Source organism: Ruegeria sp. HKCCD7303 (assembly GCF_013111185.1).
In the GTDB taxonomy this organism is placed as follows: domain Bacteria; phylum Pseudomonadota; class Alphaproteobacteria; order Rhodobacterales; family Rhodobacteraceae; genus Ruegeria.
In genome coordinates this window covers 376,849-398,055 of record NZ_WVRE01000002.1, presented here as the reverse complement: position 1 = coordinate 398,055, position 21,207 = coordinate 376,849, and the positions used below count along the sequence as shown (strand labels likewise).

At 56.3% G+C, this 21,207-nt stretch carries 23 protein-coding genes; 9 read left to right on the top strand and 14 right to left on the bottom strand.

Annotated elements, in window-relative coordinates; all coding sequences use genetic code 11:
- Positions 1-10 precede the first annotated feature (10 nt).
- The gene (locus GS630_RS06600) at positions 11-1,171 is read left to right on the top strand and encodes an ABC transporter substrate-binding protein (RefSeq protein WP_171173955.1); all 1,161 of its coding nucleotides are present in this window, start codon (positions 11-13) and stop codon (positions 1,169-1,171) included.
- Positions 1,172-1,237: 66 nt separating this feature from the next.
- Here the strand turns inward: GS630_RS06600 and rpsI are convergent, their stop codons facing one another.
- From rpsI to GS630_RS06585, 3 genes are all read right to left on the bottom strand, one after another.
- Positions 1,238-1,723 carry a 30S ribosomal protein S9 gene (rpsI, locus tag GS630_RS06595; protein ID WP_171090107.1) on the bottom strand — a complete coding sequence of 162 codons (486 nt, stop codon included), beginning with the start codon at positions 1,721-1,723 and terminating at the stop codon, positions 1,238-1,240.
- Positions 1,724-1,729: 6 nt separating this feature from the next.
- On the bottom strand, positions 1,730-2,188 hold the full coding sequence (gene rplM, locus GS630_RS06590; RefSeq protein ID WP_039536983.1) for a 50S ribosomal protein L13: 459 nt from the start codon (positions 2,186-2,188) through the stop codon (positions 1,730-1,732).
- A 162-nt stretch (positions 2,189-2,350) separates the two neighbouring features.
- Positions 2,351-3,754: a PLP-dependent aminotransferase family protein gene (locus GS630_RS06585; RefSeq protein WP_171619000.1), complete on the bottom strand. Its 1,404-nt coding sequence runs from the start codon at positions 3,752-3,754 to the stop codon at positions 2,351-2,353.
- 99 nt (positions 3,755-3,853) lie between these two features.
- Between GS630_RS06585 and GS630_RS06580 the strand changes: the two genes are divergently transcribed.
- Positions 3,854-4,081 carry a DUF1127 domain-containing protein gene (locus tag GS630_RS06580; RefSeq protein WP_171173951.1) on the top strand — a complete coding sequence of 76 codons (228 nt, stop codon included), beginning with the start codon at positions 3,854-3,856 and terminating at the stop codon, positions 4,079-4,081.
- A gap of 61 nt (positions 4,082-4,142) precedes the next feature.
- Here GS630_RS06580 and GS630_RS06575 read toward each other — a convergent pair whose 3' ends face one another.
- Complete coding sequence (locus tag GS630_RS06575; protein WP_171173949.1) at positions 4,143-4,586, bottom strand: PaaI family thioesterase; 444 nt, start codon at positions 4,584-4,586, stop codon at positions 4,143-4,145.
- A gap of 58 nt (positions 4,587-4,644) precedes the next feature.
- On the opposite strand from GS630_RS06575, the gene GS630_RS06570 reads away from it, so the two are divergent.
- The 4 genes from GS630_RS06570 to gluQRS all read left to right on the top strand — a co-directional run bounded on the left by GS630_RS06570 (position 4,645) and on the right by gluQRS (position 8,556).
- A complete protein-coding gene (locus GS630_RS06570) occupies positions 4,645-5,430 on the top strand; it encodes an enoyl-CoA hydratase (protein ID WP_171618998.1) in 786 nt (261 codons plus the stop codon).
- Between the two features lie 255 nt (positions 5,431-5,685).
- On the top strand, positions 5,686-7,026 hold the full coding sequence (gene trmFO / locus GS630_RS06565) for a methylenetetrahydrofolate--tRNA-(uracil(54)-C(5))-methyltransferase (FADH(2)-oxidizing) TrmFO (protein ID WP_171618996.1): 1,341 nt from the start codon (positions 5,686-5,688) through the stop codon (positions 7,024-7,026).
- A gap of 37 nt (positions 7,027-7,063) precedes the next feature.
- A complete protein-coding gene (locus tag GS630_RS06560) occupies positions 7,064-7,678 on the top strand; it encodes a class I SAM-dependent methyltransferase (RefSeq protein WP_171173943.1) in 615 nt (204 codons plus the stop codon).
- Positions 7,675-8,556, top strand: a complete 882-nt coding sequence (gene gluQRS / locus GS630_RS06555; RefSeq protein WP_171618995.1) for a tRNA glutamyl-Q(34) synthetase GluQRS — start codon at positions 7,675-7,677, stop codon at positions 8,554-8,556. Before GS630_RS06560 ends, gluQRS begins: the two co-directional genes overlap by 4 nt.
- Positions 8,557-8,566: 10 nt before the next feature.
- Here the strand turns inward: gluQRS and hisI are convergent, their stop codons facing one another.
- Positions 8,567-8,938, bottom strand: a complete 372-nt coding sequence (hisI, locus tag GS630_RS06550) for a phosphoribosyl-AMP cyclohydrolase (protein ID WP_171173938.1) — start codon at positions 8,936-8,938, stop codon at positions 8,567-8,569.
- Positions 8,939-9,005: 67 nt separating this feature from the next.
- On the opposite strand from hisI, the gene GS630_RS06545 reads away from it, so the two are divergent.
- Positions 9,006-9,458: an iron-sulfur cluster assembly scaffold protein gene (locus GS630_RS06545; protein ID WP_171234306.1), complete on the top strand. Its 453-nt coding sequence runs from the start codon at positions 9,006-9,008 to the stop codon at positions 9,456-9,458.
- Positions 9,459-9,831: 373 nt separating this feature from the next.
- On the opposite strand, the gene GS630_RS22500 is transcribed toward GS630_RS06545, so the two are convergent.
- From GS630_RS22500 to GS630_RS06525, 5 genes are all read right to left on the bottom strand, one after another.
- Positions 9,832-9,954, bottom strand: a complete 123-nt coding sequence (locus GS630_RS22500; RefSeq protein ID WP_256368504.1) for a hypothetical protein — start codon at positions 9,952-9,954, stop codon at positions 9,832-9,834.
- A gap of 112 nt (positions 9,955-10,066) precedes the next feature.
- Positions 10,067-12,157: an ATP-dependent DNA helicase RecG gene (gene recG / locus GS630_RS06540; RefSeq protein WP_171173934.1), complete on the bottom strand. Its 2,091-nt coding sequence runs from the start codon at positions 12,155-12,157 to the stop codon at positions 10,067-10,069.
- A complete protein-coding gene (gene ligA / locus GS630_RS06535; protein ID WP_171618993.1) occupies positions 12,154-14,406 on the bottom strand; it encodes an NAD-dependent DNA ligase LigA in 2,253 nt (750 codons plus the stop codon). Before ligA ends, recG begins: the two co-directional genes overlap by 4 nt.
- 123 nt (positions 14,407-14,529) lie before the next feature.
- Positions 14,530-15,246: a response regulator transcription factor CtrA gene (ctrA, locus tag GS630_RS06530; protein WP_171618991.1), complete on the bottom strand. Its 717-nt coding sequence runs from the start codon at positions 15,244-15,246 to the stop codon at positions 14,530-14,532.
- A 70-nt stretch (positions 15,247-15,316) separates the two neighbouring features.
- A complete protein-coding gene (locus tag GS630_RS06525) occupies positions 15,317-15,625 on the bottom strand; it encodes a DUF1153 domain-containing protein (RefSeq protein ID WP_171711911.1) in 309 nt (102 codons plus the stop codon).
- A 130-nt stretch (positions 15,626-15,755) separates the two neighbouring features.
- Here GS630_RS06525 and mnmA point away from each other — a divergent pair, with 130 nt between their 5' ends.
- Both mnmA and GS630_RS06515 read left to right on the top strand, forming a co-directional pair.
- A complete protein-coding gene (gene mnmA / locus GS630_RS06520; RefSeq protein ID WP_171173926.1) occupies positions 15,756-16,901 on the top strand; it encodes a tRNA 2-thiouridine(34) synthase MnmA in 1,146 nt (381 codons plus the stop codon).
- Between the two features lie 70 nt (positions 16,902-16,971).
- Positions 16,972-18,039, top strand: coding sequence for a hypothetical protein (locus GS630_RS06515; RefSeq protein ID WP_171173924.1), 1,068 nt, complete (start codon positions 16,972-16,974; stop codon positions 18,037-18,039).
- Here the strand turns inward: GS630_RS06515 and GS630_RS06510 are convergent.
- The 4 genes from GS630_RS06510 to GS630_RS06495 all read right to left on the bottom strand — a co-directional run bounded on the left by GS630_RS06510 (position 18,036) and on the right by GS630_RS06495 (position 21,207).
- A complete protein-coding gene (locus tag GS630_RS06510; protein ID WP_171173922.1) occupies positions 18,036-18,581 on the bottom strand; it encodes a carboxymuconolactone decarboxylase family protein in 546 nt (181 codons plus the stop codon). The genes GS630_RS06515 and GS630_RS06510 overlap by 4 nt on opposite strands.
- Positions 18,582-18,678: 97 nt before the next feature.
- On the bottom strand, positions 18,679-19,254 hold the full coding sequence (locus GS630_RS06505; protein WP_216598991.1) for a hypothetical protein: 576 nt from the start codon (positions 19,252-19,254) through the stop codon (positions 18,679-18,681).
- Positions 19,247-20,413, bottom strand: coding sequence for a lipid-A-disaccharide synthase (lpxB, locus tag GS630_RS06500; protein WP_171173920.1), 1,167 nt, complete (start codon positions 20,411-20,413; stop codon positions 19,247-19,249). Before lpxB ends, GS630_RS06505 begins: the two co-directional genes overlap by 8 nt.
- Complete coding sequence (locus GS630_RS06495) at positions 20,413-21,207, bottom strand: LpxI family protein (RefSeq protein ID WP_171173918.1); 795 nt, start codon at positions 21,205-21,207, stop codon at positions 20,413-20,415. The genes lpxB and GS630_RS06495 overlap by 1 nt, the downstream gene beginning before the upstream one ends.

Here is a 21,207-nt window from a genome sequence, read left to right as displayed (position 1 = left end):
GAGGAGAGAAATGAGAGAGTCATTCAAACTATTGGCTGTCGCCACGGCCTTGACCGCCTCGGCGACCATAGGTTTGGCGCAAACCCAAGGCGTAACCGACGATGAAATCGTGATCGGGTCGGTCAACGATCTGAGTGGTATCTTCGCAGCCGTGGGCGTTCCGGCCACCAAAGGCGCAAATGTTGTGTTTGACCGTGTCAATGCAGCCGGAGGCGTGCACGGGCGACAAATCCGCTTTGTCGTCGAAGACAATGGCTATCAGATGCCGCGTGCAATGCAGGGTTACAACAAACTGCTGAACCGGGACAAAGTGTTTGCGATGCTGCAATCACTGGGCACACCGATGAACATGGCCGGCTTCAAACTGCTGGATCCAAAGGGAATTCCGAACGTTGCCCCCCTGACGGCGGCGCGGCAGATGTTGCAAGAGCCTATGCGCAACAAGTTCACCTCATTCTCGACTTACTATGATCAAGCCCGCATTGGCGTGAAATACCTCGCAGGTGAATTTGGATCACAAACCGTTTGCACGATGTACCTGCCTACCGATTTCGGCGAAGAAATTCTTGAGGGCAGCCAGGCCGGGGCTGAAGAGGCCGGGATCACATTTGGATCCGAGACCACTCATAAACCAGATGAGACCGATTTCGTGGGTTCGCTCAGTAAACTCAAGGAAGAAGGTTGTGACATTGTCACGATGGCGCTGGGCGTTCGTCAGGCGATCACTGTGGTGGGTACTGCCAAGAAGATGGGCCTGACGGATATGAAATTCCTGGGCACCTCGGCCAGCTTCCTGACAGTCGTGGCGCAGGTTCCCGGAGGCGTGACCGACGGCTTCTATGCCGCCGCCTCGTGGCAGGATCTGTGGGCCCGCGCCGATGAGCCCGCCCCCGCCGCGTTCATCGAAGAGTACAAGGCCGCCACGGGTGAAGATCCGGTTGGGTTTGCAATGCTGGGCTATTCCGCCGCCGAGATGATGGTCAAAGCGCTGGAGGCCGCAGGTCCTGATCTGACCCATGACAGTTTCATCGAGGCCATGGAATCGCTGGACTATCAGGACGATCTGGTCGGCAACCACATCACCTATGGGCCGGATGATCATCAAGGCGCGGATACCGTGTTCGTCAATGTTGTTGAAAACGGCGCGTGGAAGCTCGTCTACGAAGAATAAGTCGCAGTAAATGCAACGAAAAAGGGCTCGCAGATGCGAGCCCTTTCTTTTGGATTGTCCCGGCGATTAACGCTTCGAGAACTGGAACGAACGGCGGGCTTTGCGCTTACCGAATTTCTTACGTTCCACAACGCGGCTGTCGCGGGTCAGGAAGCCTGCGGCTTTCAGAGCGCCACGCAGGTTCGGATCGTACAGTTGCAGCGCTTTCGAGATGCCGTGCTTGACCGCACCCGCCTGACCGGTCAGGCCCCCGCCTTTGACGGTTGCGACAACGTCGAATTCACCTTCAACACCAGCAACCTGGAACGGCTGGCGCAGGATCAGCTGCAGAACCGGACGCGCAAAATACTTGTCCTGGTCTTTGCCATTTACGGTGACCTTGCCGGAACCCGGCTTGATCCAAACGCGGGCAACAGCGTCTTTACGCTTACCGGTGGCGTAGGAGCGGCCCAGCTCGTCACGTACGGGTTCACGCACGATGACTTCTTCGGCCACGGTTTCAACGCCTGCGACGGCGCTCAGCTCTTCGAGAGTATTGATCTGATCAGCCATCGGTCATTAGCTCCGGGTGTTTTTCTTGTTCATGGACTTAACGTCCAGAACTTCGGGCGCTTGCGCCTCGTGGGGATGCTCGGCACCGGCGTATACGCGCAGGTTGGTCATCTGCTGACGCGCCAGGCGGTTGCCCGGCAGCATGCGCTTGACCGCCTGGGTCACAACGCGCTCGGGGTGTGCACCCTCAAGGATCTGCTGCTTGGTGCGCGATTTGATGCCGCCCGGGTGGCCAGTGTGCCAGTAGAAGTTTTCTTCGCGCTTCTTGCCGGTCATCTGGATTTTGTCAGCGTTGATCACGATGACATTGTCGCCCATGTCCATGTTCGGGGTGAACGACGCTTTGTGCTTGCCACGCAGGCGCATGGCGACGATCGAGGCAAGACGGCCCAGAACAACGCCCTCGGCGTCGATCAGGATCCACTTCTTGTCGATGTCTGCAGGTGTTGCAGAAAAGGTTTTCATGGCAGGATAGTCCTGTTTGATGTGAAAGACCGCCCCAAGACAGAGCGGTCCGAATTCGATGGTGGGGTTCTATGGGGTGGCCGCGCGCACGTCAAGCGCAGTAAACCTGTTTTTTACTAGGCAAAACAACATCTTAAAAAATAGGTATTATTTTACCCCAATCTAAACGCTGATTTGCTCGGGTGGATTGTCCAGTAACGCACGCAGCCGAAGCATTGCGTCCTCGAACCGTTGCAACGAGACATGCCCGTTCATTGCAATGCGAACCGCATTTGGTGCACGGCCATCGCGCAAAGCGAATTCGTCCGCCGAACGCAATTGTATTCCTTCACGCTCTGCCGCCCGGCTGAAGGCCGCTGCCCGCCACCCAGATGGCAGGTTTAGCCAGACAAACGGTACGTCTGGTGCCCACGTGAGGTCAAAACCACCCAACGCGTTCACCGTAACGCGTACATATTCGCCCATTCGGGTTCTGACATCTTTGGCGATCTGCCGCGTACGGGGATCAGACAAAAGCAATCGGGTGAGCTCTGCCAACGGCTGCGCCAGCCCAAAATACCCGTACTCTGCCGAGCGTCTCAGATCCACACTTCGCTCTTTCGGGGCAATGGCAAACCCGACGCGCAGTGATGGCGTCAGCACTTTTGAGATCGACGATACATGCCAGCCCCGCTCGGGCGCCAAGGCACGATAGCTGGGCTCTTTAGCCTCACCCATGCGATAACAGTCATCTTCCACGATCTGCACATCGAATTTTCGCGCAACTTCAACCACTTCTTTGCGCCGCTCAAGCGGGGTGTGCAGCGCGGTCGGGTTCTGCACCTCGGGTGAAACGCAAATCGCCTGCGCGGGTGTCTGCCGCAAAACATGTTCCATCGCGGTGGGGTCGATACCCCATTTATCCATCCGAATGCCAACCACCTCAGCCCGCATCAATTCACCGGCGCGGCGAAAGCCCGCGTAGGACAGGTCTTCGACCAGTACGACCGGTTTGGGACCTTGAAGAATACTTTGAAACACAAGACACAATCCGTTCTGACCGCCATGAGTCAAAACGATGTCGTCATCTGTCAGCGGACCCAACGGCAAATCCGACAACCAGTCGACCACGGCCTGGCGCATTGGCTTGTAGGCATCGCGGGTTGGATAGTTCATAAATAATGCGGGATCGGACTGCGCAACTTTCTGCAAACACTCCCGTATCAACGACACCTGCCCCATATCCGCCAATCTTGGACTGAACAGGCTGACGTGATTGGCATTCTGTGCTTCGGCCAAATGCAACTGACGTGACCAGACATCATCCAGAATCGGGGATTTCGGAGGGGCTACAAATGTACCACGTCCGACCTCTGCTTGTAACAAGCCTTCATCCGTCAAAATCGTATAGGCCCGTGCAACAGTACCCGGTGTGATCTGCAATCGATACGCCAGTTCGCGCACCGGCGGCAGCTTAGATCCGATGTCTAACGCTTTGCTCTCAATTGCTTTTCGTATTGTGTCAGCAACCAAAGTATACTTTGGCCCCTTGGCTTTCGGCAACTCTTCCGGCCAAATTGTATCCATTACAATTCTTCCTTTGATTTTGACACAATATTGAATGTATCAACATCTTGTACCGAATATCACTGCTTTGTGTCAATACAATTTGAAAGGAACTCTGAGATGACACGCACAATGCACAACCCCGCCCTTATACTGCTGAACGCCAGCCCTCGGCTGCCGCTGATCGCTGTGCTGGCCGTGCGGTTTGCGGCTGCGGTCACTCAATGGGAACGCCGCCGTCGCAGTCGCGTCAATCTGGGCAATCTGGATGATCGGCTGTTGAAAGATGTTGGCCTGACCCGCACGCAGGCGGACCGTGAAGTAAAACGCTACTTCTGGCAGATCTGAATCATCCCCAGTCCCAATTATTGGGACCTCTTCCTGGGCCGGGGCCAGTCCCCGGCCTTTTTTAGCCGAACCGCGCCGCGGCCGAGCCTGCCGGTGGAATGGAATACGTCATGCTGGCCCGCGCAACCGGCTCGTCCATGCCTTCGGAATAGATCAAAACATCGCCGACGGCCAATGTTCGACCTAACTTAAGCAATCGGCAAGTCGCAATCAGATCGGCGCCACCTGCGGGTTTGCGAAGAAAATCCAGCGAACTGCTGGTCGTCACCGCCAGGGATTGCCGCCCTTTTCGCGCCAAAACCATAGCGTACACACTGACATCCGCCAGACCAAACATGGACGGGCCAGACACTGTGCCCCCGGGGCGCAAGTGCCGGTCCTGGACCACAAGGCGCATGGTAATGTTTTCTTCGGCCAGTTCTTCGACAACAAAATCCTCATGAACCTGAGGAAACACCTCTTTTAGGTATTGCGACAGTTCATCCCTGTTCATTGCCAAAGCCATACTTTCCCTCCTGCTCTTCCCGACCTAGAGTTGGCCCAACTTGGGATCGGAGGGCAAGATGGCAATTCTGGAACGTAACGACACTGGCGCGGTGGCACGGCTTACAATGAACGCGCCCGAGCGGTTGAACGCGCTGAGCGAAGAGATGCTGGCTGCGCTTCAGGATGAACTTGACGCTTTGCGCGATGACAGGTCCATCCGCGCAGTGATCCTGTCAGGCGCTGGAAAGGCTTTCTGTGCCGGGCACGACCTGAAACAGATGACGGCCGGGCGTCAATCTGAGGATGGCGGAAAAGCTTATTTTCAGGATCTGTTTGCACAGTGCGCCCGGATGATGATGTCGATCCAATCGATTCCTCAACCCGTAATCGCTCAGGTTCATGGAATCGCCACTGCCGCCGGGTGTCAGCTGGTTGCGACCTGCGACATGGCTGTCGCAGCCGAGGGTACGCGCTTTGGCGTGAACGGGGTCAATATTGGGTTGTTCTGCTCGACTCCGATGGTGGCGCTCAGCCGTAACATCCCCAGAAAGCAAGCTTTTGAGATGCTTACGACGGGTGCGTTCATTTCAGCCGAAAGGGCCGCAGAACTTGGGCTGATCAACCGCGTCGTTTCGGAATCGCAGCTGGACCATGAAGCCAATGCATTGGCTGAGCTTGTAGCCTCAAAGCTTGGCGTTGCCGTGAAAATCGGAAAAGAGGCGTTTTATCAACAACTTCAGATGCCCCTGGATCAGGCCTACACCTATACCGGAGAGGTAATGGCGCAGAATATGTTGCACCGGGACACAGAAGAAGGCATTTCCGCCTTTATTGAAAAGCGCCCCCCCAATTGGACCCAATGAGGCAATTGTTTTGCACATTTTTTGCCACTGTTTTGATTTTTGCACTTTTCAAAACGGCGACTCTGTGGCAAAGCTGGGTCGAGGCTGAGGCCTCAGGACACTTTTGGGTCGCCGTGGGCGGAAGGTCCCTCCAGCTGGTCTCTCTCACCAGCGCTGACATTCCCGCACCGGCGACCCCAAGACCCCCCTTTAAAATTAGCGAAACTGGCGCTGGCTGAGTTGCGCCCGATTGTGGTCTGTCCTATGTGGCAGCGCATGACACAAGTTTTGCACATTGTAGGCGGCGGCATGGCCGGATCCGAGGCGGCGTGGCAAGCGGCGGAAATGGGCGTTGACGTGGTGATTCACGAAATGCGCCCAACCGTTGGTACCTTTGCCCATCAAACCGGCAATCTGGCTGAAATGGTCTGCTCGAACTCGTTCCGGTCAGATGATGACGAACAGAATGCTGTGGGCCTGCTGCATTGGGAAATGCGGGCTGCCAACGGGCTGATCATGACAACGGCCGACGCCCATCGCCTGCCCGCAGGAGGGGCGCTTGCGGTGGATCGTGACCCTTTTGCCGAAAGCGTCACCGCAAAACTCCGCGCCCACCCACGCGTTTCGGTCACGGATGAAGAAGTGACCACCCTACCCGATGACGGCCAATGGATTTTTGCAACAGGGCCCTTGACCTCGCCAGCACTGGGCGAAGCGATCCGCTCGGAAACTGGTGCCGAGGCGCTGGCCTTCTTTGATGCCATTGCGCCCATCGTTTATGCCGAGAGCATCGACATGTCGAAGGCCTGGATGCAGTCGCGGTACGACAAAGGCGAAACAGAAGAAGAGCGCACAGCCTATCTGAACTGCCCGATGGACCGTGATCAGTACGAGGCGTTCATCGACGCACTTCTGGCTGCTGACAAGACCGAGTTCCACGAGGGCGAAACAGCCGGTTACTTTGACGGCTGCCTGCCCATCGAGGTCATGGCAGAACGCGGGCGCGAAACCTTGCGCCATGGTCCTATGAAACCGGTCGGCCTGACCAATTCACATGCACCGGACGTCAAACCTCATGCCGTGGTGCAGCTGCGCCGCGACAATGCACTGGGCACGTTGTTCAACATCGTGGGTTTCCAAACCAAGATGAAATACGGTGCCCAGACCGAGGTGTTCCGCATGATCCCCGGCCTGGAAAACGCCAGCTTTGCTCGCTTGGGCGGCATTCACCGCAACACATTCATCAACTCACCCACGTTGCTTGACGCGCAGATGCGACTGAAATCCAAGCCGAATATCCGGTTCGCCGGGCAGATCACGGGCGTCGAGGGCTATGTCGAAAGCGCCGCAATGGGTTTGCTGGCAGGGCGTCTGGCAGCAGCAGAAATACTTGGGCGTGATCTGCCGGACGTGCCGCAGGACAGCGCAATGGGCGCTTTGATTCATCACATTACCGGTGGGGCCGAGGCCAAGACCTTTCAGCCGATGAATGTGAATTTTGGTCTATTCCGTCCGGTGGATGGTCTGAAAGGTGGGCGGCGAGGCCGGAAGGACCGGTACAAAGCCTATACGGACCGCGCCAAGTTGGAATGGAGCACCTGGTTGGAGCATTGCTGACTGGACGCACAATACGGTCTCGGCCTAGCATGCAGGTATGACCGACAAGTTCCTAGACAGCACCTACAACCTCGACACACCACAAGAAACAGAATCGCACTACAAGAACTGGGCGGCGACCTATGATAAAGAGGTCGAAGATCATGGATATGTCACGCCAGGTCGCGTGGCGGCGGCGTTGTGGTCTGCCCACCCCCACCCTGAAACCCCGGTGCTGGACTTTGGATGTGGAACCGGAATGTCCGGTCAGGCTTTGCGCTCAGTCGGGTTCGAGACTATCGATGGCATGGATCCCACTCCCAAAATGCTGGAAGAGGCAAATGCTAAGGGTGTGTACAGAAAGCTGACCGGCTTCGATATCACCAAGCCAGCTCCGCTCAAACGTGGTGCATATTCGATTGTCACAGCCATCGGTGTCATCGGTAAGGGCGCTGCCCCGGCAGAGACAATCGACGCTTTGATGCATGCTTTACCCAAAGGAGGGCTGTTTGCGTTTTCTTTGAATGATCACGCGCTGGCAGATCACACTTTCACCTGCCGCGTTACGGATTGGGTCGACATGGGGGCCGCACGTTTGCTATTTCGTGAACATGGGCCGCATCTACCCGGAATCAACCTTAACGCAGACGTGTATATAATAGAAAAAGCGTGACTTTCCTGACGCGCTTTGCGCCATCTCCAACCGGGCCACTTCATCTGGGCCACGCTTATTCCGCATTGATGGCCAACGACATGGCCAAAGCTGAAAGTGGTCAGTTCCTGCTGCGGATCGAGGATATCGACCAATCCCGTTCGCGACGGCATTGGGAGGATCAGATATATGATGATCTGACCTGGCTGGGCCTGAATTGGCCACGTCCTCTTATGCGCCAATCGGATCGCATGGCGGTTTACGATGCCGCCCTGGATCAACTCTGGGCGCGGGGCTTTCTGTATCCCTGCACCTGCAACCGCAAAGATATTGCCGCTGCAGCCAGCGCTCCGCAGGAAGGCGCACCGCTGCACGGGCCTGACGGAATAATCTATCCCGGGACCTGTCGTAAATTCAATGCAAGCAAAGATTTAACCCAACACCTTCGCCCAAAACACGAAGCTGTACGGCTGGACATTTCCAAGGCTTGTCAAGCGATTCAGGAGAGGTCCAGACTTCAGTTCACTGAACTCGGTTCCGGCCCCGACGGGGAAACAGGTGTAATCACCTTCACTCCGGATGAGATGGAAACAACCGTCGGAGATGTTGTTCTCTCCCGCCGCGACATGGGCACGTCTTACCATCTGTCCGTTGTCCTGGACGACGCGGCGCAAGGAATCACGCGTGTTGTTCGGGGTCGGGATCTGTTCGAAGCGACCCGCATCCATGTTCTGCTTCAGGTTCTATTGGATTTACCAACGCCCGAGTATTTTCACCACGATCTGATCCGTGATGATGCAGGCAAACGATTGGCCAAGCGCGACGATGCGCGTGCGATCGCAAAATATCGCGCTGAAGGCGCCAGCCCCGCTGACATTCGGCGTATGGTCGGGCTTTGATCCGGCGCGCTTATTCCATCGGAGCCATCAATTCTGTCTCGGCCCCGTCACGAACAGCAGTATAAAAGCAGGTCCGGCGATTTGTGTGGCAAGCAGCCCCGGTCTGACGCACCAGTACCAGAAGGCAATCGCGGTCACAATCGATCCGAAAATCCACAAGCTCTTGTGTGTGGCCTGATGTTTCGCCCTTGATCCAGAAAGACTGACGAGACCGCGACCAATAGGTCACCCTGCCCGTTTCCAGCGTCTTTTCAACGGCCTGAGCATTCATCCAGGCCATCATCAGAACCTCGCCAGACGCGTCATCCTGTGCGATTGCGGGGATCAGGCCCGCCTCATTATATTTTAATGTCGATGGGTCAAATATGACAGGCTCAGTCATCTCGAAAAACCTTTTGCATCCGGTGGGCTGGCCACTATGTATGAGGAACACACGACGAGGGAAAGCCATGAGCGGCGAGAACGACCTGATAAAGCTGTATTCCGGGCGCATTCTAGCGCTGGCGGCAGATATTCCGCATCTTGACCGTCTGGACGACCCAGATGCAACGGTCAAGAAACGGTCACCGCTGTGCGGCTCGACCGTGACAGTGGATGTCAAGGTTCAGGACGGCCGGGTGCGTGCCTTTGGTCAGGACGTCAAAGCCTGCGCCTTGGGTCAAGCTTCTGCCGCGGTCGTGGGGGATGCGATCATTGGCGCGACGCGTGCTCAGGTCGAAGCTGCTCGCGATCAGTTGGCTGCAATGCTGAAAAAAGATGGACCTGCCCCAGATGCTCCCTTCGACGGGCTCGAAGTCCTTATGCCGGCACGGGATTATAAGAACCGGCACGCCTCGATCCTTCTGGCGCTGGATGCCACAGCCGAGGCCATGGCACAGGCCGAACAGGCCCATTGCGCATAAACTTGGCAAATTAAAGTAAACCTATTCCGCCTCAGGTCAGATTTCAGGAGGAATGGGTTAGAACAAACTGCGAGAGCATTTCGTCACGCTTTGGGTTGTTATTGACCCGATCGGGATAATAGCTGTGTTTGTCGCGCTCAACTCTGTCCTGTCCGCGCTGCTTGGGATCTTCAAAACTGGTCTGCTGTAAAAAAACCGCCGCTCCTTCCGGGCGAAAGGGCGGCGGCAGGCATTGCGTGTCTCGTGTGGGGTCCGGTTCACCGCGCGGGGCCGAGGCATGGCCCCTCAAGGGGTTTGGGACAGGCAGGTCACCCTTGACTGAAATGGGGATGACAGCGCGGTTTTTTCGGCACGAGATCGCAGGCAGAAAGGCTTAGAAACCAACCGGCAGGTGCAAAGCTACCATCAGGATCACGACCAAAGACATCACGCCAACCGCATCCTGAAAAATGGTCGATTGCGCGCGGGTGAAAGCGGTCTTGATCTGGGTCAGCATAGGGTCACCTCCGGTCAGAGCTTTAATCCTTTGTTGACCTTTTGTTCTCATATTTAACCGAGTCGGTAAAGAACTTTTTAAGAACATTTGTGAACTTTTTAGAACACTTCACCTAACCCACTGAAATTAAACGGATAGCCTGATCTTGTTTCATCAACCACAAAAGAACACGCGCGGCACGGCCCCGTTCCGACGTCAGTTTCGGGTCTGCATTCAGCAATGCGCGCGCATCTGATTGGGCGACAGCCATCAACCCGGCCTGACGTTCAAGATCGGCGATATGGAACTTAGGAAGGCCGGATTGTGCGGTCCCGATCAGATCCCCGGCCCCGCGCATTTCAAGATCGGTTTCGGAAATGCGGAACCCATCCTCGGTTTCACGCAAAACCTCCAGCCGTCTGCGCCCACCTTCGCTGAGCGGCGGTTGGTACATTAGCAGGCAGGTTGAGTCCGCATCGCCACGCCCCACACGCCCTCGCAATTGGTGTAACTGCGCAAGCCCGAAAATCTCGGCCCTTTCAATCACCATGATCGTGGCATTGGGAACATTGACCCCAACCTCGATCACAGTTGTCGCCACCAGAACCTTGGTGTCACCGTTCTGAAACGCGCTCATCGCCGCGTCTTTGTCAGTGGGCGGCATCTGCCCATGGACCAGCCCCACAACGCCTTCCCCCAGAATAGCGCGCAGACGTTTGAACCGTTCTTCGGCAGCGGTCAGGTCTGAAACCTCGGATTCATCAACCAATGGACAGACCCAGTAACACTGTCGCCCCTCTTCAATCGCGCGGCGAAGATGCGACACGACCTCATCCATACGCTGCGTGCTGACAATCGCCGTTTTGATCGGTTTTCGCCCGGGCGGTTTTTCGTCCAGAACCGAGACATCCATATCCCCATATTGCGCAAGCGCCAGGCTTCGCGGGATTGGAGTTGCCGTCATCACCAGAACGTCGGCACCCTGCCCTTTTTCCGACAGTTCCATCCGTTGCCGAACACCAAAGCGGTGCTGTTCATCGACGATGGCCAAGCGCAGAGCCTTGAACTCCACGTCACTTTGAAACACCGCATGGGTGCCGACCAGTATCTGAATACTACCTTGTTTCAGCGCCTCAAGCTTGGCACGACGCTCAGCACCCTTATCTCGCCCCGTGAGCAGTTCCAAAACCACCCCGGCCTCTTCGGCCAGCGGGCGCAACCCTTCCAGATGTTGGCGCGCCAGTATCTCGGTCGGGGCCATCATCACACCCTGCCCGCCTGCTTCAACAGCGATCAAAAGCGCCATGAAAGCCACCAGGGTCTTGCCTGCACCCACATCGCCCTGAAGTAGACGGTTCATCCGAGCGTCCGAAGCCATATCCGCCGCGATCTCTTCGATCGCGCGGCTTTGGGCCCCGGTCGGATGATAAGGAAGGCTGGCCAACACCTTGGATTGCAACCTCCCGGTCGCGACACTAACAATTCCACGAGATTTACGTTCCCGTTGGCGGGCCAATGCCAGGGTCAACTGATGCGCAAATAATTCGTCATAGGCCAAACGCTGCCGCGCGGGTGCAAAGGGAGCGACATCATCTGCCCCCTGCGGATTGTGACCGGCGCGAATGGCTGAAGCCCAATCCGGCCAATTTTGTTGCGCCACCTGAGCGGGGTCGATCCATTCCTCAAGCTCAGGCGCCCGCGCCAACGCGCTGCGACTGGCCTTGAACGCGGTTTTCTGGGTCAGCCCTTGTGTCAGATGGTAAACAGGTTCAAATTCCGGGATCTCTCGGGCCTTTTCTACTGGCAGCATATGATCCGGATGCACCATTTGGGTCATACCGTCGAACAATTCCAACTTACCGGAAATCACCCGGCGCGATCCCTCAGGCAGCACCTTTTTCAGATAATCTCCGCGCGCATGAAAGAAGACCAACTGAAAATCGGCCTGACTGTCTTCGACATGAACACGATAGGCCCCACCCTTACTGCGTGGCGGGCGATGCGTGCCCACAGTGACCTCAACTGTCAACGTGGAAGGCAAATCAGCGCCTTGGATCGTATCACGCCTACGACGGTCAACCACTGCGTAGGGCAAACCAAACAAAACATCGCGCGGACTTTCCACGCCGGTCTGCGCCATGACTTGCGCGGTTTTGGGACCGACACCATCGAGCGTCTCCAAATCCGCAAAAAGCGGAAAAAGCTGTTCCGGCCGTCCGCTCATGCGCCTTCGATCAGCTGCAACCAGCCATCCTCGTCCAAGGTTTCGATACCCAGTTCTGCGGCCTTTTTGGCTTTCGATCCGGCACCCGGTCCTGCAACCAAAATATCAGTTTTCTTGCTGACAGATCCCGAAACTTTCGCACCCAATGCCTCGGCCCGAGCCTTAGCTTCAGCTCGCGTCATCTTTTCCAGCGTCCCGGTAAACACCACGGTTTTTCCTGCCACCGGGCTGTCCGATGCGGGTGCATCCGGAGCAATGACAGTCAACTCCTGTCGTAGCGTATCAAATGCGCGCCTCTCTTCCTCATTTGCAAAAGCATCTGAAAGGGAAAGGCCAAGCGTCGCGCCGATCCCATCAATCCCGATCAGATCAGCCCAGGCTGCATTGGCCTCTGAAGAAACGCAGGCCGTTGCGATAGCCGCATCACGCACTTCCTTGACGCGGGCACGACGGCCCTCGGTCGCCGCTGTCGCTCGTTCCGCATCTTCGGCCTCATCGGCTTGCCGCTGCGCCAAAGCCGCCGGGCGAGCAGCATCCAACGCCTGCGCCATGGCATCCCACTCACGGTAATACAACGCCAAATCGCGCGCGCCAACTTCGCCCACATGCCGAATACCCAAGGCAAACAGTAGGCGCGCAAATGGAATTTTGCGTTTTTCGTCAATCGCAGCAAACAGATTTCCGGCCGAGGTCTCGCCCCATCCATCCCGGTTTTTCAACCGGGCCAGATTACCGTTGTCGCGCTGTTCCAATGTGAAGATGTCAGCAGGGGTGTTAATCGGAAGGACCGGGTCATCGTAAAACATTTCAATCTGTTTTGCGCCCAAGCCTTCGATATCAAACGCCTTGCGAGACACAAAATGTTTTAATTTTTCTACCGCTTGCGCCGGACAAATCAAACCGCCCGTACAGCGGCGCACGGCATCGCCTTCCTCGCGAATAGCCGCACTACCGCATTCAGGACATTCTTGCGGAAACGGAAATGTCTCAGTGTTCTCAGGGCGTTTGGTCAGATCGACATCGGCAACTTTCGGGATCACGTCACCCGCGCGATAAACCTGTACCCAGTCCCCGACACGTATATCCTTGCCTTCTCGGATCGTACTGCCCTTGGCATCGCGCCCGGCAATGTAGTCTTCGTTATGCAAAGTGGCATTCGAAACCACAACGCCGCCAACTGTCACTGGATGCAAACGGGCCACGGGGCTGAGCGCACCAGTGCGGCCAACTTGAATGTCGATTGCCTCTAGCCTCGTCCAGGCCAGTTCGGCGGGGAACTTATGCGCAATTGCCCATCGCGGCGTAGTAGAGCGAAACCCCAAACGCGCCTGAAGCGACAAATTGTTGACCTTGTAGACAACCCCGTCAATGTCATATCCCAAGGTGGACCGTTGCGCCTCGATTTCCCGATAGTGCGCGATCATCTCTTGGGTCGTCTGACATAGGCGCGTCAGTGTATTTGTCGAAAACCCAAGAGATTGCAGTCGCTCAATCGCACCCAATTGTGTGTCTGCCAAGGGTTCGGACACCTCACCCCACGCATAGGCAAAAAACTTTAGGGGTCGGGATCGCGTGATTTCCGCATCTATTTGCCGTAAAGACCCGGCCGCTGCGTTACGTGGATTGGCAAAGGGCTTTCCACCTCGTTCTGCTTGCCGCGCATTCAGCGCCTCGAAATCGGCATGAGACATATAGACCTCGCCACGGACCTCAAGCACTTCGGGCGCGCCATTCAACTGCTGAGGAATATCCGAGACGGTACGCGCATTCGCCGTCACATTCTCGCCGACCTCACCGTCCCCTCGCGTCGCGGCCTGAACAAGTTGGCCGTTTTCATAGCGCAAGGACAGCGACAGACCGTCGATCTTTGGTTCAGCCGTGAAAGACAATGGCTCATCGGAGCCCAGACCCAGGTACTTTCGAATCGATCTGTCAAAATCGGCCACGTCCTCGTCATCGAAGGCATTGCCCAGCGACATCATTCGAACAGCATGCGTTACCTTCGAAAACCCGTCCGCTGCCTTGGCGCCGACTTGGTCCGACGGGCTGTCGTCACGTTTGAGGTTGGGAAATCGCGCCTCAATCTCAGAGTTTCGGCGCTTCAACGCATCGTATTCCGCATCCGAAATTTCAGGCGCGTCTGACCCATGATACAGCGTGTTTGCCCGAGACAGCACAGCCGCAAGGCGCGCCAATTCGGCGCGCGCTTGGTCTTCGGTCAGATCAGATATGGAATTGGAGTTGCTCATGGCCTCGCCCTGTCACGCGTTCTTGGACCTCAGTGATAGGGCGAGGCCATGGCCAGGTCCAGACGTGCTGAGCCGTGAGTGTAAAGTGCCGCCCTGGACCACCAGCGGCACGGGTGGTTCCAATCAGAGGCCGACAGCCATCCGCGTCTCGTCGAGAGTATTGCTTTGCGGATCGCGCAGCACATAGCCACGCCCCCAGACGGTTTCGATATAATTCTCGCCGCCGGTCGCATTGCTGAGCTTTTTGCGCAGTTTGCAGATGAACACGTCGATGATCTTCAGTTCAGGTTCATCCATGCCGCCATAGAGGTGATTCAGGAACATCTCTTTGGTAAGGGTCGTGCCCTTACGCAAGCTAAGCAGTTCAAGCATTTGATATTCCTTGCCGGTCAGATGAACAGTCTTTCCGTCCACCTCAACGGTTTTGGCATCCAGGTTTACCGCAACTCGACCGGTGTGAATGATGGACTGCGAATGCCCCTTCGACCGGCGGATAATGGCGTGAATACGCGCTACCAGTTCTTCGCGGTGGAAGGGTTTGGTCAGGTAATCATCCGCTCCAAAACCAAAGCCTTTGATCTTGCTTTCAGTGTCATCGGCCCCTGACAGAATCAGAATCGGTGTCTCAACCCGTGCGATACGTAACTGGCGCAGCACCTCGTTCCCGTTCATGTCCGGCAAGTTCAGATCCAGCAAAATTAGATCGTAATCATAGAGTTTCGCCAGATCGATTCCTTCCTCGCCAAGATCCGTTGCATAGACGTTGAGGTTTGCATGCGTCAGCATGAGCTCAATGCTTTTAGACGTGGTCGGATCATCCTCGACAAGAAGTACGCGCATTTTTTACTGCTCCAATTCGGTCAACAATTCCAATTAAAAATAAACCTGAACAAGAATGGTTAATCTGACGTTACCGTTGAATCAGTTTTTCACACTCTCCCTTAGGTTGTCGATATTTTTTTAGGGCTGTGGCTTTCAGTGCGTCGGCACCATGTTCCGCAACAAGAGACACCCAGCCATTGAACTCCTCATCACTGATCCCGTAATTTTTCTTGGCATCAGACAAGCTGATCAGGCCGTAAAGCACGCCACGCACAACCAAAATCTTGCGTGAGGCCACCCAACGCCGTGTATCAGAAGGTGGCAGATCAGCGCGTGTCAGAATGGTACCGTCAGGCAATGTCACAGACCGAGGGCCTTCCACTTTGTGCAAAAACATCTTTCAACCCTTTTCTTACTGCATCACAGCTGACATCAGGCTACTTAAGAGCGCGTGAAACCGCCCCTTGAGAATGTTTAGAATTTTCTTATATTCCGGCGGTCTTCCTTAACCCGAAACGGAACTGATCATGGCCCTCGATACCGAGACCCCGCTGAACTCGCTTGGTTTTGCAAAGCCGCCTTCGGAAACGCGGGTGGTCGTTGCGATGTCGGGTGGCGTCGACAGCTCGGTTGTGGCGGCCTATCTAGCGGATCAGGGCTATGACGTTGTGGGGGTTACGTTGCAGCTTTATGACCACGGAGCGGCGCTGGCCAAGAAAGGCGCGTGTTGCGCTGGGATCGATATCCACGACGCGCGTCGTGTGGCCGAAGAACGTGGTTTTCCGCATTACGTTCTGGATTATGAGAACATCTTCAAAGATGCTGTGATCGACGAATTCGCCGACAGCTATCTGGCGGGAGCTACCCCTGTGCCCTGCATTCGCTGCAATGAACGGGTGAAGTTCAAGGATTTGCTGGAAACCGCCAAAGATCTTGAGGCCGACTGCATGGCCACCGGCCACTATATCCAACGCAAGATGGGTCCCAACGGACCCGAGTTGCACAGCGCCGAGGATGCGAACCGCGATCAATCTTATTTCCTGTTTTCGACCACACCGGAACAGTTGGATTTCCTGCGTTTTCCTCTGGGCCACCTGCCGTCCAAGGACGCAACGCGTGAAATGGCGGCGCAATACGGGTTGTCCGTTGCGGACAAACCCGACAGTCAGGACATTTGCTTTGTGCCAAATGGCAACTATGCCAGCGTGATCGAAAAGCTGCGTCCCGGTGCGGCAGAGCCGGGCGAGATCGTTCACGCGGATGGCCGCGTTCTGGCACAGCATGATGGCGTGATTCACTACACGATCGGTCAACGGCGCGGTCTTGGCATCGGCGGCCTGACTGAGCCGCTTTATGTCATCAAACTGGACGTCGACAAGAAACAGGTCGTTGTCGGCCCCAAGGAGATGCTGGCCACCCGTGTCGTTCCGGTACGCGAGATCAACTGGCTGGGCGATGAACCTTTCACCTCGCGCGACGAATGGCATCTGTCAGTCAAAGTCCGCTCGACCCGTCCCCCGCGTGAGGCGATTGTTAGGCCCCTGTCCGACACCACAGCCGAGGTCGAACTGCTGACACCCGAGGAAGGTATTTCACCAGGTCAGGCATGTGTGTTTTATGCAAGTGAAGGCAGCCGCATTTTTGGCGGCGGCTGGATCTGGCGTGGATACTGAACAAGTTATTGAAATAGCAGATCGCACAGGATATTTCGGTTTCAAAGTAATACCTTAACCGGAATACACAATGCTTAGACTCTACCGTTTTCTTATTTTGTTCCTGGCTATTCCAGCAATATCGCTGGCTGAGAATGCAGAAGAATGGACCCTGAAAGCGCTGCTTGATGAAGCAGACGGCTGGCAGGCAAGAATACAATGGCGCGATTTCTATGTCAGCCTACGCCTTGAGGACGACCGGGATACACGGTGGTGGTTCAGGTTGGACCACCCGGAGCCGGTCGGCATTGATTCAAACCACTTTCAAACCAACCCGGGGCTACAGTTCGGCACCGGGCTGTTTGGGTCCGAACCTGCGAACGCTTACGATCATGATTTTTTGAATAAACTTGCAGACAGCGACATGCTCGACCAGGCCAATCCCGAGGCTATTGCCAGCTTTGATCGACTTGCTTTTTTTGATGAATACGACACCGAAATACTGACCATCCCTGCAAGCGTCTGCGGTGGATGCGCTCGACCTGACGCCTACACCGGAGCCGTCACGATCAGGGTTCCGTTGAGCGATGAGCAGATCCAAATCCTGCGTCACTCGACATATGCAAAATTTTATTACTACAAAGTGAAATCCAAGTTGGAATGGGATGGAGGAAAGACCAGCTTCACTGTTGATCTCGTCGAAGAAGATGGCGATCTGCCTGATGCGATCGACCATCTTTTGCGGATCGCGGACGATCCCAGCCAAGCACCGGAAAAAGATCAACGAGGTTTCTTCGACTCACTGGACGATCAGTATGACGACACTCCGGATGCCACCCCCATCACTGCGGCCAATGGCGTTGCTCATCCTCCAGAAGACGGAATTTATACCCTTCACCCCGGCACATTTGCCTTATGCGAAACTTCGGATTGGGTATCGCATTTTCAGTCTTCAATCGAACTGCAACTCGGTGCCGACGGGCAAAAGGATCGCCATTCAAAGCTTGCTGAACTGGCGACAGCAAATGAATGCAATATCCTGACGACCTATGACCAGATCACCGTGTCCGCCATCGACCATGATGGGGACAGCGTGGCCATTGCGTCTGGAACATTGGAAGGTTGGGTTTTCAGGGAAATCCTTGCAACCGCGAATTAGGCTGAGACCGGTTCGACCTCTGCTTCGATCTGGATCTGAAGGGCATCGTTGAAGCGGTTGAACGCTCCACAAAGGGCGATGCGCCAGGTCAGCTCAACGATCTGCGCATCACTGAACCACTCCCGCAGGTCCGATACTTCGGCGTCCCGCATCCGACCGGATCGTGTTGTCACGGCCTCTGCATAGCGCACCACGGCTTTGTCACAAGCGTCCAGTTCTGGATGATCCTCAACGTCCGGCAGACGCGCAGCACCCTCGGGACTTAGGCCCGCGACGGTCAGCATCGGTGTATGATGTGAAACACAATAGTCGCAGGCGTTTAGCTTGGATACCGTCACCATCGCCAGTTCAAGCGCGCGCTGGGGCAGATTCTGTTGTTCGCGCAATGTGGTCAGCATTCCCGTCACATGTTCCAGAATCGAAGGGCAATAGGCCGCAACACGAGCCCAATTATCGAACGGCCCATATGCGCCCAAAGCCGAATGAGACGCGCGTGCCTCTTCGGTCATTTCTTGATCCGACAATGGGGGAATGCGGGTCATAGCAAAGCTCCTTTTTCGACGAGGATATCGCAGCCCCGTGTCGGTGCACCACCCGGATAAGGATCACATATGCGATATACGGCGTATCCTCTCTCTGTCACATAACATCCGTGGGCGAATTAAAGAGAATATAGAGACCAACACAGACCATGATGTACGGCGCGATCCGATCCAGACGTGCGACGCGAGGGCCGAGGCTTTTGGCGCGGGGCGCACCCCACGTCGCAACGGCGACCAGACCGGTGGCAGCCACTACTGCGCCAACCAGCGCAGCAACGCGAAAAGTGGGCGCAGAGTCCGCCAGCAGAGGGGTCATGACCGCGAAACTGTCAATCGAAAGACTTAGGAAAAGCGTCACTACCGAAGTCACGGCCGCATTGGAATCCGCGTCCTGCGCTTCGGCGTCACGATACTGTTTCCAGATACCGCGGAAACCAAAAACCAGGGGCACGATGCCCAGATACCCGATCCAGAACGGGACACCGCTTTGGTTCAGACCAAGCGCGACGGTCATCGCCAGGGTCAGAACAAGGGTTTGAGCAACCGCAAAGCCAATGATGGCGCGGCGCTGTTCCATCACCAAAATCAGACCCAACAAGACGGCCAAATTGTCGAGATTGGTGGATACCATCGCGATCCCGGCAGACACCGCGAACAGCGCATGGTCAAGCATAATCGACCTGCATTCTATCCAACACAGCCCGCGCGGCACGCAAACCGGGGGCTTCGCCACTTCGGCCCAATCGGTCCATGGTCAGACCCATGGCAAGCTGCTGCGCATCCGGGGCGTTGATCACATTGCGCAAGGCGTCGGCGATCTTTGCTGGTTCGCAGTCATCCAGCAGACATTCCGGCACAGCGCGCGTATCTGACACCAGATTAACCAGAGTTACGGTGTCCAGTTTGACCATCCGTTCGGCCATCTTCTGTGTCAGCCAGTTGAGTTTGTAGGCAATGACCATCGGCGTATTCTGCGCAGCAAGCTCAAGTGACACGGTTCCCGACGCCGCAAGCGCCAAACTGGCCGCGCCAAACGCGGAACGCTTATTGGCAAGCGTTTGATCCGCGCCTTCATAGCGCGGGTCCAACACTACCGGGTCTCCGGGCCAGCCCGCGACCCGCTCTTTAACAAGCTCGGTTGTCGCGCCAACGGTCGGGATCACCACGCGGTAGCCCGGATGAGCCTCGATAAACAGCCGCAATGCACCGCCAAAGGACTCTGCCAGCCGTTCAATCTCGCCCCGACGTGATCCGGGCAAGGCCAACAAGATCGGCGCATCCCCCAGATCAAAGCGGTTCCGAAACGCGGCGATCTCTTCCGGCGTGGCAACAGGCTCGCTGGCCACGGGGTGACCGACAAAATCGCACTCCATCCCTGCCCGTTCCATATACGGCGGCTCAAAAGGAAGCAGCGCCAGCACATGGTCAATAACCTTGGCCATCTTATCGGCCCGCCCCGGCCGCCAGGCCCAGACACTAGGGGCGACATAGTGAACTGTGCGGATGTTGCTTGCGGCCTTTACAATCTTGGCAACACGCAGGCTGAAATCCGGACTGTCGATGGTGATCAACACATCCGGTTTCGTATCCAGCACGGCCTGCGCGGTCTCGGAGATTCGGCGCTTGAGGTGAAAGAACTTCGGCAGAACTTCGACAAGGCCCATGACTGAAAGCTCGGACATGGGAAACCGGCTGGTCAGACCCTGCGCCTCCATCAGCGGGCCACCGACCCCGTCAAATTCCACATCGGGGATCAGAGTTTTCAAGCCTGCCATCAACGCGCCACCCAGCCGGTCGCCCGAAGGTTCTCCGGCGACCAGAAAGACACGCATCAGGCCGCCCGCTCGCGGATGTATAGGAACAGACCCAGACGGTTACATTCTGCGATGACCTGCTCTTGCCGCAGTACAAGCACGCCGCCTTTTTCCAATACGATTCCAGACAACCCGGCCGCAACCGCATCGGTGACGGTATCGGGTCCGATGGCCGGTAGATCGGCGCGCCGGTCCTGATCGGGTTTGGGCCCTTTGAACAGTATTCCTCCGCCCGCATCTGGTCGTTGGGTCAAAGATTTCAGCATCCAAGCGGTGCCGAATATCCCTTCAATCGCCAGGGCCTGGCCATTTAACACAGCGCAGGCTTGCCCTGTATCTGCGGCCCCCATTGCACGCAGAATACCTGAAGCACGGACCGCATCGGCCATGTCGGCCTCGGAGGGTTGCGCATCCGTCAGACAGCCCAATGGAGGAAGCAACCCGGGCGCAATTTCGTGTGCGGCCCGCATTTGCAGCCCTGCATCTTCAAGGATCCCGATGACCGCACGCAACGCGCCGTCATCTCCGGACATGATTGCCTTTTGGATCACCGGAACCAATGGTAGCGTCGCGGCGTCAATGCGGCTTGGGTCGATAGGCGGGCGCTGAACCGCACCGGCCAGACAAATCTGCGTCACGCCCCGCGCCTTCAGATCGGCGATGAAGCTGCCCAGCTGTTCCAGCGGAAACACAATATCCGCCGTCAAATCGTCAGGTAGAAACCCTTCCATTGCGCAGATCAAAGGTCGTTCGGTCAACTGTGCCACCACTTCGGTCGGCAATGCCCCTGTTCCCGCAATCAACGCCAGCAT

Bases quoted from the DNA above. Each gene is read 5' to 3' on its own strand.
- GS630_RS06600 (WP_171173955.1), top strand. From the start codon at position 11: ATGAGAGAGTCATTCAAACTATTGGCTGTCGCCACGGCCTTGACCGCC.
- rpsI (WP_171090107.1), bottom strand. From the start codon at position 1,723: ATGGCTGATCAGATCAATACTCTCGAAGAGCTGAGCGCCGTCGCAGGC.
- rplM (WP_039536983.1), bottom strand. From the start codon at position 2,188: ATGAAAACCTTTTCTGCAACACCTGCAGACATCGACAAGAAGTGGATC.
- GS630_RS06585 (WP_171619000.1), bottom strand. From the start codon at position 3,754: ATGGATACAATTTGGCCGGAAGAGTTGCCGAAAGCCAAGGGGCCAAAG.
- GS630_RS06580 (WP_171173951.1), top strand. From the start codon at position 3,854: ATGACACGCACAATGCACAACCCCGCCCTTATACTGCTGAACGCCAGC.
- GS630_RS06575 (WP_171173949.1), bottom strand. From the start codon at position 4,586: ATGGCTTTGGCAATGAACAGGGATGAACTGTCGCAATACCTAAAAGAG.
- GS630_RS06570 (WP_171618998.1), top strand. From the start codon at position 4,645: ATGGCAATTCTGGAACGTAACGACACTGGCGCGGTGGCACGGCTTACA.
- trmFO (WP_171618996.1), top strand. From the start codon at position 5,686: ATGACACAAGTTTTGCACATTGTAGGCGGCGGCATGGCCGGATCCGAG.
- GS630_RS06560 (WP_171173943.1), top strand. From the start codon at position 7,064: ATGACCGACAAGTTCCTAGACAGCACCTACAACCTCGACACACCACAA.
- hisI (WP_171173938.1), bottom strand. From the start codon at position 8,938: ATGACTGAGCCTGTCATATTTGACCCATCGACATTAAAATATAATGAG.
- GS630_RS06545 (WP_171234306.1), top strand. From the start codon at position 9,006: ATGAGCGGCGAGAACGACCTGATAAAGCTGTATTCCGGGCGCATTCTA.
- GS630_RS22500 (WP_256368504.1), bottom strand. From the start codon at position 9,954: ATGCTGACCCAGATCAAGACCGCTTTCACCCGCGCGCAATCGACCATT.
- recG (WP_171173934.1), bottom strand. From the start codon at position 12,157: ATGAGCGGACGGCCGGAACAGCTTTTTCCGCTTTTTGCGGATTTGGAG.
- ligA (WP_171618993.1), bottom strand. From the start codon at position 14,406: ATGAGCAACTCCAATTCCATATCTGATCTGACCGAAGACCAAGCGCGC.
- ctrA (WP_171618991.1), bottom strand. From the start codon at position 15,246: ATGCGCGTACTTCTTGTCGAGGATGATCCGACCACGTCTAAAAGCATT.
- GS630_RS06525 (WP_171711911.1), bottom strand. From the start codon at position 15,625: ATGTTTTTGCACAAAGTGGAAGGCCCTCGGTCTGTGACATTGCCTGAC.
- mnmA (WP_171173926.1), top strand. From the start codon at position 15,756: ATGGCCCTCGATACCGAGACCCCGCTGAACTCGCTTGGTTTTGCAAAG.
- GS630_RS06515 (WP_171173924.1), top strand. From the start codon at position 16,972: ATGCTTAGACTCTACCGTTTTCTTATTTTGTTCCTGGCTATTCCAGCA.
- GS630_RS06510 (WP_171173922.1), bottom strand. From the start codon at position 18,581: ATGACCCGCATTCCCCCATTGTCGGATCAAGAAATGACCGAAGAGGCA.
- GS630_RS06505 (WP_216598991.1), bottom strand. From the start codon at position 19,254: ATGCTTGACCATGCGCTGTTCGCGGTGTCTGCCGGGATCGCGATGGTA.
- lpxB (WP_171173920.1), bottom strand. From the start codon at position 20,413: ATGCGTGTCTTTCTGGTCGCCGGAGAACCTTCGGGCGACCGGCTGGGT.
- GS630_RS06495 (WP_171173918.1), bottom strand. From the start codon at position 21,207: ATGCTGGCGTTGATTGCGGGAACAGGGGCATTGCCGACCGAAGTGGTG.